3 protein-coding genes are annotated in these 17,990 nt (G+C 73.6%); all 3 read left to right on the plus strand.

Translation table 11 applies throughout. From position 1 onward, the window contains the following. Positions 1–2 precede the first annotated feature (2 nt). On the plus strand, positions 3–8,594 hold the full coding sequence (locus ABZ434_RS34890; RefSeq protein ID WP_359145715.1) for an SDR family NAD(P)-dependent oxidoreductase: 8,592 nt from the start codon (positions 3–5) through the stop codon (positions 8,592–8,594). 135 nt (positions 8,595–8,729) lie between these two features. Continuing rightward, entirely contained in the window at positions 8,730–13,589 is a 4,860-nt protein-coding gene (locus ABZ434_RS34895) for a type I polyketide synthase (RefSeq protein WP_359145718.1), read from the plus strand. A 49-nt stretch (positions 13,590–13,638) separates the two neighbouring features. Then, positions 13,639–17,990, plus strand: a 4,352-nt coding sequence (locus ABZ434_RS34900) for a beta-ketoacyl synthase N-terminal-like domain-containing protein (protein ID WP_359145721.1), incomplete at its 3' end; no start/stop codon positions are given.

Consider the following 17,990-nt stretch of genomic DNA (forward strand, 5'->3'; position numbering starts at 1 on the left):
TGTTGTCTCTCGCGGATGCGGCTGAGTTGGTGGTGGCTCGTGGCCGGTTGATGCAGGCGTTGCCGGCTGGTGGGTCGATGGTGGCGGTGGAGGCGGCGGAGGCCGAGGTTCTTCCGTTGCTGAATGGTGAGGTGGGGATCGCGGCGGTCAACGGGCCGCGATCTGTCGTCGTTTCGGGTGCGGAGGGGGCGGTTGCTGATCTGGTGGGGAAGTTCGCCGGTCAGGGCCGTAGGACGAGCACGCTGCGGGTGTCGCATGCCTTCCATTCGCCGTTGATGGAGCCGATGTTGGCGGAGTTCGGAGCGGCGGTGGCCGGGCTGTCGTTCGGCGAGCCCTTGGTTCCTGTGGTGTCGGGTGTGTCGGGGGATCTGGCGTCGGACTGGGGTTCGGCCGGGTATTGGGTGCGGCATGTGCGTGAGGCGGTGCGGTTCGCGGATGCGGTGTCGTTCGTTGCGTCGCGTGGGGTGACGTCGTTCGTCGAGGTGGGTCCGGATGGTGTGCTGAGTGGGATGGCGCAGCAGTCCGTGGAGTCGGAGGCCGCGGTCTTCGTTCCGCTGGTGCGCAAGGGCCGCCCGGAGGTGGCGTCGGCCGTCATGGCGCTGGGGCAGCTCCACGTCACTGGCACCTCGGTGGACTGGGCCGGCTTCTTCGAAGGTTCGGGTGCCCGCCGCGTCGATCTGCCGACGTACGCGTTCCAGCGCGAGCGGTACTGGATGGAAGCGGAACAGGGCGCGCTCGACCCGGGCTCGTTGGGTCTGGACGAGCCCGGCCACCCCCTGCTCGGCGCTGCCGTCACCCTCCCCGGGGAGGAAGGGCCCGTACTGACGGGCCGGCTGTCCCTCGACAGCCAGCCGTGGCTCGCCGACCACCGCATGGGCACGTCCATCCTGTTTCCCGGGGCGGGCCTGGTGGAACTGGCGCTCCGCGCCGGCGCACAGGTCGGATGCGACGTGCTCGAGGAGCTGACCCTCCAGGCGCCCCTGGTGCTGCCGCCCCGCGGCGGCGTGCAGATCCGGGTCCTGGTCGGGGCCGACGACGGCACCGGCGCCCGGAGCGTCACCGTGCATGCGCGGGACGAGGACGACGAAGCGGGCGACGCCCCGTGGACCCTGCACGCCGACGGAGTGCTGCTCCCGGACGCGGCGACACCCGCCTTCGACGCGGCCCTCTGGCCCCCGGAGGGGGCCCGCACACTGGAACTGGGCGACGCCTATGAGCAGTTGGCCGGTCAGGGTTACGCCTACGGACCTGTGTTCCAGGGGCTCGAGACGGCATGGCGCCGCGACGACGAGATCTTCGCCGAGGTGGCTCTGCCTGAGGAGGCAGCTGCGGACGCCGAGCACTACGGCCTGCACCCCGCCCTGCTCGACGCCGCGCTGCACGCCTCGCTCGTCGACGACTCCGACGCGAAGCCCGGGAACGAGGAAACGGCGCGGCTTCCCTTCGCCTGGAAGGGTGTTCGTCTCCATGCCGTGGGCGCCGCCCGGCTCCGGGTGCGGATCGCCCCGGCTGGTGTCGACGGCATCACCGTGGACGGTGCGGACACGGAGGGACGCCCCGTGTTCTCCGTGGGCGCCCTCGTCACCCGGCCGGTGGCGCTCGCGGACAAGGCCGCCGCCGCTCAGCACGGTTCCCTGTACTCCGTGCGGTGGACGCCCATCACGCCCGCTTCCGCACCTGTGGCCCCCGAGGCCGTCGCCGTACGGTGGGACGACCGGAACGACGCCTCCGTGCCCGAGACCGCGGTCCTCGTCTGGGAGTGTCCGCCGCTCGTCGGCGACATGGTGTCCGGCGCCCACGAACTGACCGCCCGCGCCCTCGGAGTCGTGAAGGAGTGGCTGAGCGACGAGCGGTTCACGTCGAACAGGCTGCTGGTAGTCACCCGAGGGGCGGTCGCCCTGCCGGGAGAGACCCTCGATCATCCTGCGGCCGCCGCCGTCGCCGGTCTCGTGAGGTCTGCTCAGACGGAGAACCCCGGACGGATCCTGCTCACCGACACCGACGTGGTCGGTTCTCCGGACGTCGCCGCCCTGGCCGCCTCCGGTGAACCCGAGTCGGCGGTCCGGGAAAGCGGCATGTGGGTACCCCGCCTGGTCCGGGCCCCGTCGGCGCCGGACACGGCTGACCGCGCCCCGTTCGGCGGTGACGGAGCGACCGTGCTGGTCACCGGTGGTACGGGCACCCTCGGGGCCCTCGTCGCCCGTCACCTCGTCACCGCGCACGGCGTCCGGCGTCTCGTCCTCACCGGCCGCCGGGGACTCGAGGCACCGGGAGCCGCCGCGCTGCGCGCCGAACTGACGCGGCTGGGCGCCGAGGTGACCGTCACGGCGTGCGACCTCGCCGACCGGGAGGCCGTGCGCGTCCTGCTGGCCACGTTCCCGCCGACAGCGGTGGTCCACTGCGCCGGTGTGCTGGACGATGCCACCCTCGGTTCACTCACCGCCGGTCGGCTGGCCCGCGTACTGAAGCCGAAGATCGACGCGGCGTGGAACCTGCACGAGCTCACGGCTCGGCTGGACCTGTCCGCCTTCGTCCTGTTCTCGTCCGTCGCGGGCGTCCTCGGCAACCCGGGGCAGGCCAACTACGCCGCCGGCAACGCCTTCCTGGATGCCCTCGCCGCCCTGCGGCAGGGCCTCGGCCTGCCGGGACAGTCCCTGGCGTGGGGCCTGTGGGCCGACGGTGACGGGATGGCGAGCGGGCTGGACGACACCGACCTGCGACGGATGAGCCGGTCCGGTGTGGAGCCCCTCCGGCCGGCTCACGCGCTGGCCCTGCTGGACGAGGCCGGGCGGTCCGACGAGGCGCTGCTCCTCCCGGTCCGCCTCGACCTCAGGACCCTGCGCGCGGCGGAGCCGCCGGCACCGATCCTGTCCGGACTGGTACGCCGCAAGGTGCGCGCCTCGTCCGCACTCCCCGCCCGGCAGCCCCGGTCCGGCCTGGCCGCGCAGGCGCCCAAGGAGCGGCTGCGGGCGCTGCTCGACCTCGTACGGGAACGGGTGGCGTCCGTACTCGGTCACGGGTCGGCGGCCGACGTGGCACCCGACCGGGCCTTCACCGAGATCGGGTTCGACTCCCTCACCGCGATGGAACTGCGCAACCAGCTCGCCTCCGCGACCGGGCTGAGGCTGCCCGCCACCCTGGTCTTCGACCACCCCAGCGCCCGCGCCGTCGCCGGGCACCTGGACACCCTGCTCGCGGGCGACACCACTGCCGCGGCCCCCACCGCCGTCGCCGCACGGACCGCGGACGACGACCCCGTGGTCATCGTCTCCATGGCCTGCCGCTACCCCGGCGGAGTGCGCTCGCCCGAGGACCTGTGGCGGCTCGTCGACGACGGTGTCGATGCCATCACCGAGTTCCCCCGCGACCGTGGCTGGGACCTGGAAAGGCTCTACGACCCCGAGTCCACCCGGCCCGGCACCTGCTACGTGCGCCATGGCGGATTCCTCCATGACGCCGCCGACTTCGACCCCGGCTTCTTCGGCATCAGCCCGAACGACGCGCTGACGAGCGACCCCCAGCACCGGCTGATGCTGGAGGTGGCGTGGGAGGCGATGGAGCGGGCGACGATCGATCCGCTCTCGCTCAAGGGCACCGCGACCGGCGTCTTCACCGGCACGATGTACCACGACTACGCGGGCAACAGCGCGGCCGGTTCGCTCGGCCCCGGCCGTGTCTCGTACACCTTCGGTCTCGAAGGGCCCTCGCTCGCCGTCGACACCGCGTGCTCCTCGTCCCTGGTCGCACTGCACCTGGCCGCACAGGCCGTGCGGTCGGGCGAATGCGGGCTCGCGCTCGTCGGCGGTGTGACCGTCATGTCGACCCCCGAGACGTTCATCGAGTTCGCCCGGCAGCGCGGCCTGTCCCGCGACGGCCGGTGCCGCTCGTTCTCCTCGGCCGCCGACGGCGCCGCCTGGTCCGAGGGCGCGGGCATGCTCGTGATCGAGCGGCTCTCCGACGCCCGCCGGAACGGGCATCCGGTCCTGGCCGTCCTGCGTGGCAGCGCCGTTAACCAGGACGGGGCCAGCAACGGGCTCATGGCCCCCAACGGCCCTTCCCAGCAACGCGTCATCCGGCAGGCACTCGCGAACGCCGGGCTCGGGACGTCCGACGTCGACGCCGTCGAGGCCCACGGCACCGGCACCACCCTGGGCGACCCGATCGAGGCGCAGGCCCTGCTCGCCACGTACGGCCAGGACCGCCCTTCCGGCCGGCCGCTGTACCTGGGCTCGATCAAGTCGAACATCGGGCACGCCCAGGCTGCCGCCGGCATCGCCGGAGTGATCAAGATGGTCGAAGCGATGCGGCACGGAGTCCTCCCGAGCTCCCTCCACCTGGAGGAGCCCTCGTCCCAGGTCGACTGGGAGGCGGGGGACGTGACCCTGCTGACAGCGGCGCGTCCCTGGCCCGCACTGGACCGTCCGCGCCGCGCCGGCATCTCGTCGTTCGGCATCAGCGGCACCAACGCCCACGTGATCATCGAGGCGCCGGCGCCGGAGGCCGCGGCAGAACAGGCAGCCCCCGACGCCGCTGAGCAGAGCGCCCCCGTGCCGTGGCTCCTGTCGGCCCGCGACCCCGGGGGCGTGGCCCGCCAGGCCGGCCGGCTGCTGGACCACCTGGAGTCCCGGCCCGGCGCGACCGCACTGGACGTGGCCCACTCCCTGGCCACGACCCGCACCTCCCTGGAACAGCGCGCCGCCCTCCTGGTCACCGACCGGGCCCAGGCCGTGCGCGACCTTGCGGTGCTCGCGGACGGCGGTACCACCGCCTCGCTCGTGGCCGCGCAGGACACGGGGCGCACCGGCGGCGGAGCGACCGCCTTCCTCTTCTCCGGCCAGGGGTCCCAGCGCCTCGGCATGGGCGAGCGGCTCCACCGCACCCACCCCGTCTTCGCCCGGGCCTTCGACGAGGCCGTCGCCGCGCTCGACGTCCACCTCGACCGGCCGCTGGCCGCCGTCGTCCGCGAGGACGAGGCCGCCCTGAACCGCACCGGGTACACGCAGGCCGCACTGTTCGCCTACGAGGTGGCCCAGTTCCGGCTCCTGGAGTCCTGGGGCGTGCGCCCCGACTTCCTTGCCGGGCACTCCATCGGCGAACTGGTCGCCGCCCACGTCAGCGGGGCACTTCCGCTGCCGGACGCCGCACGCCTGGTCGCCGCCCGCGGCCTGCTGATGCAGGCGCTGCCGGAGGGCGGGGCCATGGTCGCGCTGCGGGCGAGCGAGGACGAGGTGACACCCCTCCTCACCGGGGACGTCGCCGTCGCCGCCGTCAACGGCCCCGAGTCCGTCGTCGTGTCGGGCACCGCCACCGCCGTGCGGGCCGTGGCGGACCACTTCGCGGCCCTCGGCCGCTCGGCCAAGCCGCTACGGGTGTCGCACGCCTTCCACTCGCCGCTGATGGAACCCATGCTGGCCGACTTCGCGCGCGCTGCCGCCGGGATCACGGTGTCCGAGCCGTCCGTGCCGCTCGTCTCCACTCTGACCGGACGCGTCGTGACGGCCGCCGACCTCGCCGACCCCGCCCACTGGGTCAGTCACGTACGGGAAGCCGTACGGTTCGCCGACGCGGTGCGCACCCTCGACGAGGCGGGTGTCACCACGTACCTGGAGATCGGTCCGGACGCGGCGCTGTCCGCCCTCGGCCCCGCCTGCCTGCCCGAGACGACCACCGCCGTCTTCCTGCCGCTGTCCCGCCGCGACCGCGACGAGGCGGCGGAACTCGTCGGAACCCTCGCGCTCGCCCACGTACGCCATGTCCCGGTCGACTGGGCGGAGTTCTTCGCCGGAAGCGGGGCGAGCCGTGTCGACCTGCCGACGTACGCGTTCCGCCGCGAGCCGTTCTGGGCACTGCCCGCACGGGCCGGGGCCGACCTCACCGCCGCCGGACTCGGCACGACGGAACACCCGCTGCTCGGCGCGGTCGTGGCGCTCCCCGACGGGGGCGCCCTCCTGACCGGACGGCTGAACCGCATCGAACTGCCCTGGCTCGACGACCACGACCTGCTCGGGACCCCGGTCCTGCCCGCCGCCGCGTTCGCCGACCTCGCCCTGAGCGCCGGAACGGAGACGGGCTGCCCCCGCCTGGACGAGCTGACGCTCACCGCTCAGCTGCCGCTGACGGCCGGGCCCGGCGCCGAGCTCCGGGTCACCGTCGGAGCGCCCGAGGACGACGGCCGCCGTACGGTCGACATCCACTCCAGGACGCAGGGGGCGCGGTCGGGCGACGAGGACGCGGCCTGGATCCGGCACGCCCGGGGCGTCCTCGCCCCACCCGCCGGCGACCCGGCCGGGCAGCCGGCCGCCTGGCCACCACCCGGCGCCGCCCCGGTGGGCCCGGACACCCTCTACGACCGGTTGTTCGCCGCCGGACACGGACACGGACCGGCCTTCCGCACCATCGGCTCCGCCTGGCAGCGCGGGGACGAACTCTTCGCCGACGCCGTACTCGACGAGGAGACGGCCGGCGAACAGTGCGCGCTGCACCCGGCCCTGCTCGACGCGGCCGTCCAGCTGGCCCGCTTCGGTGCCCTGCCCGACGGCGCGGACCCGGACGCCGGCGCGCCGCTGGCCCCCGCTGCGTGGACCGGCGTACAGGTGCACCGCACCGGCGCCACCGCACTGCGGATACGCGTCCGTCCGGCCGGACCGGACCGCGCCTCGTTCGACATCGCGGACGGCCAGGGGCGGCCCGTGCTGACCGTCGCGGACGTCGCCTGGAAGCCGGTGGCCCCGGCCGAACTGACCACCGGCGCCCCGATGGGAGCGCTGTACCGGCTGGAGTGGGCGCCCGCCCCCGTCGACATCGCCGACCTCGGAGCCAGGACCGCCGTCCTCGCCGCCGCCGGACCCCTCGACGACCCGCGTACTGGCCTTCCCTTCCCGGCCTTCGACCCGCGTGACCCCCAGGACGGGGGCGCCCCCGACTTCGTCCTGCTGCCCCTGCCCGCCCCCACCGGCGACGTACCGGATGCCGTCCGCACACACGGCGCCGAGGTCCTGACCCACCTACGGGAGTTCCTCCGCCACGCGCAGGACCTGGGTACGACCAGGCTGGTCGTCGTCACCCGGCACGCCGTCGCGACAGGGGACGAGGCACCGGACGTACGGCACGCGGCCGTGTGGGGTCTCGTCCGGGCGGCCCAGAGCGAGCACCCGGGACGCTTCGTCCTCGCGGACGTGGACGGGCTGGACGCCTCGGCGACCGCGCTGCCGGACGCGCTCGCCACCGGCGCCGGCGAACTCGCGGTCCGGGGCGGCACCGTACTCGTACCGAAGCTGCTCCCGGCCGAACCGGCCACCGCCACGACCACCCCGGCGGCCGGAGGCACAGTACTCGTCAGCGGCGGCCTCTCCACGACGGGCGCCGCACTGGTCCGCCACCTCGTCACCGCACACGGCGCCACCCGCGTCGTCGTGACCGGCGGGGTCCACGTTCCCGGAGCGACGGACGCGCTCACGGACGGGACCGACGCCGAACTGGTCGTCAGCGACTGCGACCCCGCCGACCGCGAGGCGCTCGCCGCCCTGCTGGCCGGACTTCCCGACGGCCCCCCGCTCACCGCCGTCGTCCACTCGGGCCCGGCCGGGGAGGACGCACCGATCGGTGACCGCACCCCGCAGCTCCTCGACGCGGCACTGCGCCACCACGCCGACGCCGCCTGGAACCTCCACGAACTCACCGACGGCCTCGCCCTGTCGGCCTTCGTCCTGCTCACCTCGACCCACGGCCTCGTCCACGGTGCCGGAGAAGCCCACCACGCCGCCGCGCACACCTTCCTGGACGCCCTCGCCCGGCACCGGCACACCCTCGGCCTCCCCGCGACGGCCCTCGCCACCGGCGCCGCGGGCGAGGCCGGCACCGGGCTCCTGCCGCTGACCGCCGAGCGCATCACGGTGCTCCTCGACGACGCGCTGCGCACCCGTGACGCCGCCCTGTTCGCCCTCCACCCCGACCAGGGCGCCCTGCGCACCCTCGCAGACCACCTTCCTCCCGTACTCGGCACACTGGCCCGCACCGGCCGCCCCGCAGCCCGCCCGGGCACCGGCCTCTCCGCAGCAGCCGACCTGCGCCGGCGCCTGGCCGGGCGGGGCGAGGACGAACGCGGCCGCATCCTGCTGGACCTGGTCCGCTCACACGTCGCCACCCTGCTCGGCCACCCCACCCCGGAGGCGGTCGGCGCCGACCGCGCCTTCCAGGACCTCGGCTTCGACTCGCTGGCCGCCGTCGAACTCCGCCGCAGGCTAGGCAGCGCCACCGGCCTCAGCCTCCCCGCCAGCCTCGTCTTCGACCACCCGGACTCCCGCGCCGTCGCGGCGCACCTCACCGGACTGATCACCGACGGATCCGAGGAACAGGACGCCTCCGAAACCCTGTGGCACATGCTCGACCAACTCGACGCGAGCCTCACCGCCGCACGCCCCGGACCCGGAGCCCGCCCGCGGATCACCTCCCGCCTCGAGGCGCTGCTGCGCCGCTGGCAGGACACCCACGGCGACGACACCGGCCGTACCCGGCACGAGGACGACGACGCACTCGACTCGGTCACCGACGACGAACTGTTCGACGTGCTGGACCAGGAGATCGGTCTCCTCTAGTGCCACCCCCGACAAGGCGTTCGGCCCGGGCGCAGCCCCGCCCGGACCCGCCACCGAAACGCACCGCCCGTTCGCGCAACCCGCCGGTCACGCCCGGCACGGCTGACACCCGCACCGAGATTGGTTGAGGTACAGATGGCAACCCAGGACAAGCTTCGCGACTACCTCCAGCGGGCCACGGCCGACCTGCGGCAGGTGAAGCGCCGTCTGCGCGAAGCCGAGGCCAGGGAACACGAGCCGATGGCGATCGTCGGCATGAGCTGCCGCTACCCCGGCGGCGTGACCTCCCCCGACCAGCTGTGGGAACTCGTGGCCGAGGGCCGGGACGGCATCACGGCCTTTCCGGTCAACCGGGGCTGGGACGTGGAAGGGCTGTACGACCCGGAACCCGCCACGCCCGGACGCACGTACGCCCGAGAAGGCGGCTTCCTCCACGAGGCCGACCGGTTCGACGCCGACTTCTTCAGGATGAGCCCCAAGGACGCCCGCGAGACCGACCCCCAGCAGCGCCTGCTGCTGGAGACGTCATGGGAGGCACTGGAGCACGCCGGAGTGGACCCGCACTCCCTCAAGGGCTCCCTCACCGGCGTGTTCGCCGGCGTCGTCTACCACGACTACGCCACCGACGGCGGCACCGGCGGCCTGGCCAGCGTCGCCTCCGGACGCGTCTCCTACACGCTCGGGCTCCAGGGCCCGGCCGTCACCGTCGACACCGCCTGCTCCTCCTCTCTCGTCGCCCTCGACTGGGCGGTCAAGTCGCTGCGCACGGGCGAGTGCGACCTGGCCCTGGCCGGCGGCGTCACGGTGATGGCCACCCCCACCTCCTTCGTGGGCTTCAGCCAGGAGCGCGGCCTCGCTCCCGACGGCCGCTGCAAATCCTTCGCGGCAGCCGCCGATGGCACGGGCTGGGGCGAAGGCGTCGGCATGCTCGTCGTCGAACGGCTCAGTGACGCCCGGCGCAACGGGCACCGCGTACTCGCCGTGGTCCGGGGCAGCGCCGTCAACTCCGACGGGGCCAGCAACGGCCTCACCGCGCCCAACGGCCCGGCACAGCAACGACTCATCCACCAGGCCCTCGCAGCGGCGCAGCTCACCGCCGACCAGGTCGACGCGGTCGAGGCGCACGGCACCGGCACCACGCTCGGGGACCCGATCGAGGCGCAGGCGCTGCTCGCCACGTACGGCCAGGACCGCCCCGCCGACCAGCCGCTGTGGCTCGGCTCGATCAAGTCGAACATCGGGCACGCCCAGGCGGCGGCCGGTGTCGGCGGAATCATCAAGATGGTGCAGGCCATGCGCCACGGCGTCCTTCCCCGCACCCTGCACGTGGACGGCCCGACGCCGAACGTCGACTGGTCGACGGGCAACATCTCCCTGCTCACCGACGCCATCGCCTGGCCCGACCGCGGCCGCCCGCGCCGCGCCGCCGTCTCCGCCTTCGGGCTCAGCGGCACCAACGCCCACGTCATCATCGAGGAGGCGCCGTCGGCCGAGGAGGCCGATTCACCGGCCCCGCCCACCGTCACGTCCTCGCTGATCCCGCTGCCGCTCTCCGCCAAGACCCCCGACGCCCTCACGGCGCAGGCGGGGCGCCTGCTTGCCCACATGGAGGCGCATCCGGAGGAGTCGTTGACGGATGTCGGCTTCTCGGCGGCCACGACGCGTGCGGTGCTGGATCACCGTGCGGTGGTGGTGTCTGCGGATCGTGAGGCGGCGGTGCGTGCGCTGTCGGACTTGGTGGCTGGCCGGGAGAGTGCGGATGTGGTGACGTCGGCGGGCTCTTCCTCCGCCGAGGGCCTGACCGCGTTCCTGTTCACGGGGCAGGGTGCGCAACGGCTGGGAATGGGCCGGGAGCTGTATGAGGCGTTCCCGGTCTTCGCCGAAGCGTTCGATGCGGTGGTGGGGGAGTTGGATGCCCGGTTGGGTCGGTCGTTGCGTGAGGTGGTGTGGGGTGAGGACGCCGGTCTGCTGAACGGGACGATGTTCGCCCAGGCGGGGTTGTTCGCGGTGGAGACCGCGTTGTTCCGCCTGGTGGAGTCGTGGGGCGTGCGGCCTGATGTGGTGGCGGGCCATTCGATCGGTGAGATCACGGCGGCTCATGTGGCGGGTGTGCTGTCGCTGCCGGACGCGGCTGAACTGGTGGTGGCGCGTGGGCGGTTGATGCAGGAGTTGCCCTCGGGTGGGGTGATGGTCGCGGTGGCTGCTTCGGAGGCGGAGGTGTTGCCGTTGCTGGGTGACGGGGTGGGGCTGGCGGCGGTGAACGGTCCGTCGGCGGTGGTGGTGTCGGGGGTGGAGGAGGAGACGCTCGCGGTCGCGGAGCACTTCGCCGGGCTGGGGCGTCGCACGAAGCGGCTGAGCGTGTCGCACGCCTTCCACTCGCCGCTCATGGAACCCATGCTCGACGCCTTCCGGGAGGTCGCGGCCCGGATGACGTACCACGCGCCCCGGCTTCCCGTCGTCTCCCACGTGACGGGCCGGCTCGCCGGACCCGACGAACTGACCTCGGCCGACTACTGGGTCCGCCATGTCCGCGAAGCGGTCCGCTTCCACGACGGCGTACGCGCCCTGCACGCAGAAGGGGCTCGTGTACTCATCGAGCTCGGGCCGGACGCGGCACTCACCCCCATGGCGGCCGACTGCCTGCCACCCGCCGACGGCACCCTGTGCGTCCCCGTCCTGCGCCGCGCCCGCGACGAGGAACACACCCTGATCACCGCCGTGGCCCACGCCCACGCGCACGGAAGCGCGGTCGACTGGAACGCCTTCTACGAGGGCCGGGGCGCCCACCGCATCACCCTCCCCACCTATCCCTTCCAGCGCCGCAGCCACTGGCTGGAGCGCCCCGAGGCCCAGGACGCCGGCGACCGGACCGCAGACCCGGCCGGCGCCGCCTTCTGGGAGGCCGTCGAGCGGGAGGACGTCACCGCCCTCGCCGACCGGCTCGCCGTCACCGAGAGCGCACTCGGCGAGGTCCTGCCCGCCATGGCACGCTGGCGCCGCCTCCACCAGGAGAGGGCCGCCCTCGACAACCTCCGCTACCGCGTCGTCTGGCAGCCCGTCACCGCACCGGCCGCCTCCGCCACCGCGCTCGACGCCCCTTGGCTCGTCGCCGTCGCCGAAGGACAGGCCGACACCCCCACGGTCACCGCGATCCTGGCCGCACTCATCGAACGCGGCGCCTCCCCGCACATCATCGAGACGACCCCCCACCGGACCCGGGCCGACCTGGCCGCCCGGCTCGCCGCACAACCCGCCGCCGGCGTCCTGTCCCTGCTCGCCCTCGACGACCGCCCCGAACCCGCACACCCCCACCTCACCCGTGGCCTCACGGCCACCGTCACCCTCGTGCAGGCCCTCGCCGACACCGCGGACGCCCCCAGGCTCTGGTGCGCCACGCAGTCGGCCGTAGCCACCTCCCGCTCCACCGAACTGACCGCCCCGGAGCAGAGCCCGTTCTGGGGCCTCGGCGGCGCCCTCGCCCTCGACCACCCCGACACCTGGGGCGGCATCGCCGACCTCCCCGCCGAACCGGGCGCGGCCGACCTGCGCCACCTCTGCGATCTGCTCTCGGGCACAACCGGCGAGGACGCTGTGGCCCTGCGTGCCGACGGCATCCTCGCCCGCCGCCTGGTCCGCGCCCCTCTGGGCGACCGCGCCCCGGTCCGGGCCCGCCCGTCGCACGGCACCGCGCTGATCACCGGCGGCACCGGCGGGCTCGGCGCCCACGTCGCCCGCATGCTCGCCGCCGACGGCATCCCGCACCTGCTGCTCCTCAGCCGCCACGGCGACGCTGCCGAAGGCGCCCGCGCACTGGCTGCCGAACTGGAGGCGTCCGGTACCCGGGTGACACTCGCCGCCTGCGACGTGACCGACCGCGCCGCGCTGGCCCGGGTCCTCGACGCCGTACCCGAGGAGCTGCCGCTGACCACCGTGGTGCACGCAGCCGGTGCCATGCAGCGGATGGCACCGCTCACCGAACTGACCGACGACGAGTTCGCGGCCGTCGGCCACGCGAAGGTCACCGGGGCCCGGCACCTCGACGACCTCCTCGGCGACCGCCCCCTCGACGCCTTCGTGCTCTTCTCCTCCGGAGCAGCCGTCTGGGGCAGCGCCGGACAGGCCGCCTACGCCGCCGCCAACGCCCACCTCGACGCGCTCGCGCACCGCCGACGCTCCCGCGGACTCACCGCCACCTCCGTGGCCTGGAGTTCCTGGCAAGGCGGCATGGTCGACGCCGAACTCGCCGCCGTGATGGAGCGCATCGGGGCCCCCGCGATGGACCCCCACCTCGCCATCGGCGCACTGAAGCAGGCCCTGGAGCACGACGAGAGCCATCTCGTCGTCGCCGAGTTCGACTGGTCCCGCTTCGCCCCCACCTACACGCTCGCCCGCCCCCGCCCCCTGCTCGACGCACTCGACGACGTACGCCGGGTCCTCTCCGCCGAGCCCGACGCGGCCGCCTCGGACGCGGACGGTCTGATGGAGCGGCTCGCCGGCCTCTCCGCCGCCGAGCGCGGGCGTGCGCTGCTCGACCTCGTACGCACCCGCGTCGCGACCCTGCTCGGCTACGACGCGGCCTCCCAGCTCGACCCGCAACGCGCCTTCGAGGACCTCGGTTTCGACTCCGTCGCCGCCGTGGAGCTCCGCCAGGCCCTGACCGCCGCCACGGGCACCCCCCTGCCCGCGACGCTGATCTTCGACTACGCGACCCCCACCGCACTCGCCGACCACCTGCACACCCGGCTCTTCCCCGACAGCGACGACACCGCTGTGCCGGTCCTCGCGGAGGTCGACCGGTTCGAGGAACTGGTCGGGGCGCTGGACATCGAGGAGATCCGCAGCAGCCGCATCACCTCACGGCTGCAGACCCTCCTCGACACGCTGACCACCCTCCAGAGCGGCGAAACGGGGGTGGCCGCCGTGCGGGACTCGCTCGACGAGGCCTCCGCCGACGACGTCCTCGCCTTCATCGACCAGGAACTCGGCCTCGCCTGACACGGGCACGCTGCCGTCATCTGACCCCAAAGGACCCGGTGAGACCGACATGGCCAACGACGAGAAGATCCTCGACTACCTCAAAAAGGTGACCGCCGACCTGCACCGCACCCGGCGCCGCCTGCAGGACGCCGAGGCCGCCGCGCAGGAACCCATCGCCATCGTGGCCATGGGCTGCCGCTTCCCCGGCGGGGTGACCACCCCCGAGGAACTGTGGCAACTGGTCGCAGAGGGCCGGGACGCCGTATCGGGCATGCCGGACGACCGCGGCTGGGACCTGGACCAGCTCATGGGCGAGGACGCCTCCCAGCCCGGCACCAGCTATGTGCACCAGGGCGGATTCCTCGAAGCCGCGGGCGACTTCGACGCCGGGTTCTTCGGCATCAGCCCCATGGAGGCGGAGGCGACCGACCCGCAGCAGCGCCTCAGCCTCGAAGTCGCCTGGGAGGCCTTCGAGCGAGCCGGCATCGACCCGGAGGCCCTGCGCGGAGGCCGCGTCGGCGTCTACATGGGATCCGGTATCCAGGACTACGGCGACTTCCCCGAAGGGGTACCGGAGGCAGTCGAGGCCTACATGGCCACCTCACGGGCCGCATCCGTCATCTCGGGCCGCATCTCCTACGCGCTCGGCCTCGAAGGCCCCTCCTTCACCGTCGACACCGCCTGCTCGTCGTCGCTTGTCGCCCTCCACCTCGCCGCCCAGGCCCTGCGCCAGGACGAATGCAGCCTCGCCCTCGCCGGCGGAGTCATGGTCATGTCGACGGCCGCGCCCTTCGTCGCCTTCAGCAAGCAGCGCGGCCTCGCACCCGACGGGCGGTGCAAGGCGTTCTCCGACAGCGCCGACGGCACCGGCTGGTCGGAGGGAGCGGGCATCGTCCTGCTGGAGCGACTCTCCGACGCCCGCCGCAACGGACACCCCGTCCTCGCCGTCATCCGCGGATCGGCCATCAACTCCGACGGGGCCTCCAACGGCCTCACCGCCCCCAGCGGCCCGTCCCAGCAGCGCGTCATCCGCCAGGCCCTCGCCAACGCACGCGTACCCGGCGCCCACGTCGACGCCGTCGAGGCCCACGGCACCGGGACCACGCTCGGCGACCCGATCGAGGCGCAGGCCCTGCTCGCCACGTACGGCCAGGACCGCACGGCCGAACACCCCCTGAAGCTCGGCTCGTTCAAGGCCAACATCGGCCACGCCCAGGCAGCCGCGGGCGTCGGCGGTGTCATCAAGATGGTCATGGCCCTGCGCAACGGACTGCTGCCCAGAACCCTGCACATCGAGCAGCCCTCCACCCACGTCGACTGGACCGCCGGCCACGTCAGCCTGCTCACCGAGGCCGAGCCCTGGATACGACAGGACCACCCCCGCACCGCAGGAGTCTCGGCGTTCGGACTCAGTGGCACCAACGTCCACATGATCCTCCAGGAGGCACCGGAGCCGGAATCGGCCGAGGCACCCGACGGGAAGAGCACGGAGCCGGCCGAGGGACGGCCGGCCACGGACGACCGCACGCTCCCCTTCGTCACGCCCGCCGCGCCCGTCACACCGTTCCTCGTCTCCGCACGCAGCGCCGCGGGTCTGCGCGCCCAGGCGGACCGGCTGGCCTCCTTCGTACGGGACGGAGCCGGTGCCACCGCCCGCCCCCAGGACCTCGCCCACGCCCTGATCGCCACCCGCACCGCGTTCGAGCACCGCGCCGTCGTCCTCGACACCCGGGCCCCCTCGGACGCCGACGGCGACGAGCCCACACCCCTGCTCTCCGGCCTGGACGCCCTCGCGGCCGGCGCCAAGGCGCCCCACGTGGTCCGGGGCACCGCCGGCGGCCCCGCCCAGGTCGCCTTCGTCTTCCCCGGCCAGGGATCCCAGTGGACCGGCATGGCCGTCGAACTCCTCGCCTCCTCACCGGTGTTCGCCGACCGCATGCGCGAGTGCGCCGACGCGCTCGCCCCCTTCACGGAGTGGGACCTCCTCGACGTGGTCCACCAGCGCCCCGGAGCGCCCACCTTCGAGGAGGTCGACGTCGTCCAGCCGGTCCTGTGGGCGGTCATGGTCTCCCTCGCCGGCCTCTGGCGCGCGTGCGGCGTGGAGCCCGCCGCCGTCGTGGGCCACTCCCAGGGAGAGATCGCCGCCGCCTGCGTCGCCGGCGCCCTCTCGCTTGAGGACGGCGCCCGTGTCGTCGCCCTCCGCAGCCGGATCATCCGCCAGGACCTCGCCGGACGTGGCGGCATGATGTCGGTCGCGCTGCCCTCCGCCGAGGCCGAGTCGGTGATGCGCGGCTGGGGCGACCGGCTCCAGATCGCCGTGGTCAACAGCCCCGCGTCCACCGTCGTCTGCGGCGAGAAGGAAGCCCTCGACGAGCTCCACACCCACCTGGAGGCCCAGGGCGTCCAGGCCCGCCGGATACCCGTGGACTACGCCTCCCACTCGGTGTTCGTCGAGGAGATCCGCGACCGCCTCCTGGCCGAGATAGCCGACGTGACCCCCCGCCCGTCCACCACGACCTTCTACTCCACGGTGACCGGCGGCGCGCTCGACACGACAGCGCTCGACGCCGGCTACTGGTACGAGAACCTGCGCCGCACCGTGCGCTTCGAGGACACCACCCGGGCCATGCTCGAGGACGGGTTCACCCTCTTCGTGGAGGCCAGCCCCCACCCGGGTCTCTTCATCGCCCTGGGCGAGACGATCGCCACGACACCGGCAGGCGCCACCGCCGTCGGATCGCTGCGCCGTCACAGTGGCGACCCGGCACGCTTCGCACTGTCGCTGGCCGAGGCCTACGTCCATGGCGCGCCCGTCGACTGGAGCCTCTTCCAGGCCGCCGCACCCACCACCCGGGTGGAGCTTCCGACGTACGCCTTCCAGCGTGAGCGCTACTGGGTCACCGCCCCCACCGGCGCCGGCGACGTGCTCACCGCAGGTCTCGAACCGGCCGGCCACCCGCTGCTCGGTGCACGGGTCCCGGCTCCCGACACGGACGCACTCAGCCTGACGGGCCGCCTGTCCCTCGGCACGCATCCGTGGCTCGGCGACCACCGCGTGGGTGACTCCGTGTTCTTCCCCGGCACCGGACACGTGGAACTCGCCGGTTACGCCGGTGACCAGGCCGGCTGCCCGGTCATCGAGGAACTGACCCTGGAAGCCCCTCTGGTCATCCCCGAGCGCGGCGGTGTCGCGGTACGCGTCACGGTCGGCACGGCCGGTTCCGACGGGAGGCGCCCGGTCACCGTGCACGCCCGCACGGAGGACGGCGAGCAGCCGTGGACCCGGCACGCGACCGGCGTCCTCGCGCCGGAGCCCCCGACTCCGGTGGCGAGCGACCCCCAGGAGGCGGCCTGGGCCTCGGGACAGTGGCCGCCGGCCGGCGCGGAGCCGGTTGATCTGGACGGGTTCTACGACGGCATGGCCGAGGAGGGCCTGCGGTACGGGCCCGTCTTCCGCGGACTGGGCGCGGCCTGGCACGCCGGCGGGGACATCTACGCCGAGGCCGCCCTGCCCACCGGCACGCCCGCGACCGACTTCCGGCTCCACCCGGCCCTCCTCGATGCGGCGTTGCATGGGGTGGCGTTGTCGGGTGCGGTGGGTGAGGGTGCGGCGTTGCCGTTCGCGTGGTCGGGTGTGTCGTTGGGTGCGGTGGGTGCGTCGGTGGTGCGGGTCCGTGTGTCGGTGGTGGGTGAGGGCCGGGTGTCGGTGGTGCTGGCCGATGCCGGTGGCGGAGTGGTGGCGTCGGTGGGCTCGCTCGTGCTGCGTTCGGTGGGTGGAGAGCGGCGCGCGATGGCGGAACTGGGAGCGGCGGGTTCGCTGTTCGGGGTGGAGTGGCCGGAGGTCGCACTGCCGGACGCGGGAGCTGTCGACGGCGTCTCGGTGGGGCGTTGGGCTGATGCGGTGGATGCGGCGGGCGACGTGCCGGATGTGGTGGTGTTCGAGTCGGTGCGTGCTGGTGGGGTGGGAATCGGCTCTGCGGATGGTGTGCGGGTCGCGGTGTGTGAGGTGTTGGGGGTGGTGCAGGAGTGGCTGGGTGATGAGCGGTTTGCTGATGCCCGGCTGGTGGTGCGGACAGCGGGCGCTGTCGGGTTGCCGGGTGAGGGGCCGGCGGACGTGGCGGGTGCTGCGGTGTGGGGTCTGGTGCGTTCGGCCCAGTCGGAGAACCCGGGACGGATCGTCCTGCTGGACGGCGACTCGGATGACATGGCCGATGAGGTGGCGCGGGCCCTGGCCGTGGGTGAGTCACAGGTGGTGGTGCGTGAGGGGCGTGCGCATGTGGGCCGCCTGATGCGTGCGGCGCAGTCGGCCGATGAGGCCGTCGGCGTGGAGTTCGGTTCTGTGGGGACGGTGTTGTTGACGGGTGGTACGGGGACGTTGGGCCGGGTGTTCGCGCGTCATCTGGTGGTGGAGCGTGGGGT

It is taken from the genome of Streptomyces sp. NPDC005761, assembly GCF_040630635.1.
Classification (GTDB): Bacteria; Actinomycetota; Actinomycetes; order Streptomycetales; family Streptomycetaceae; genus Streptomyces.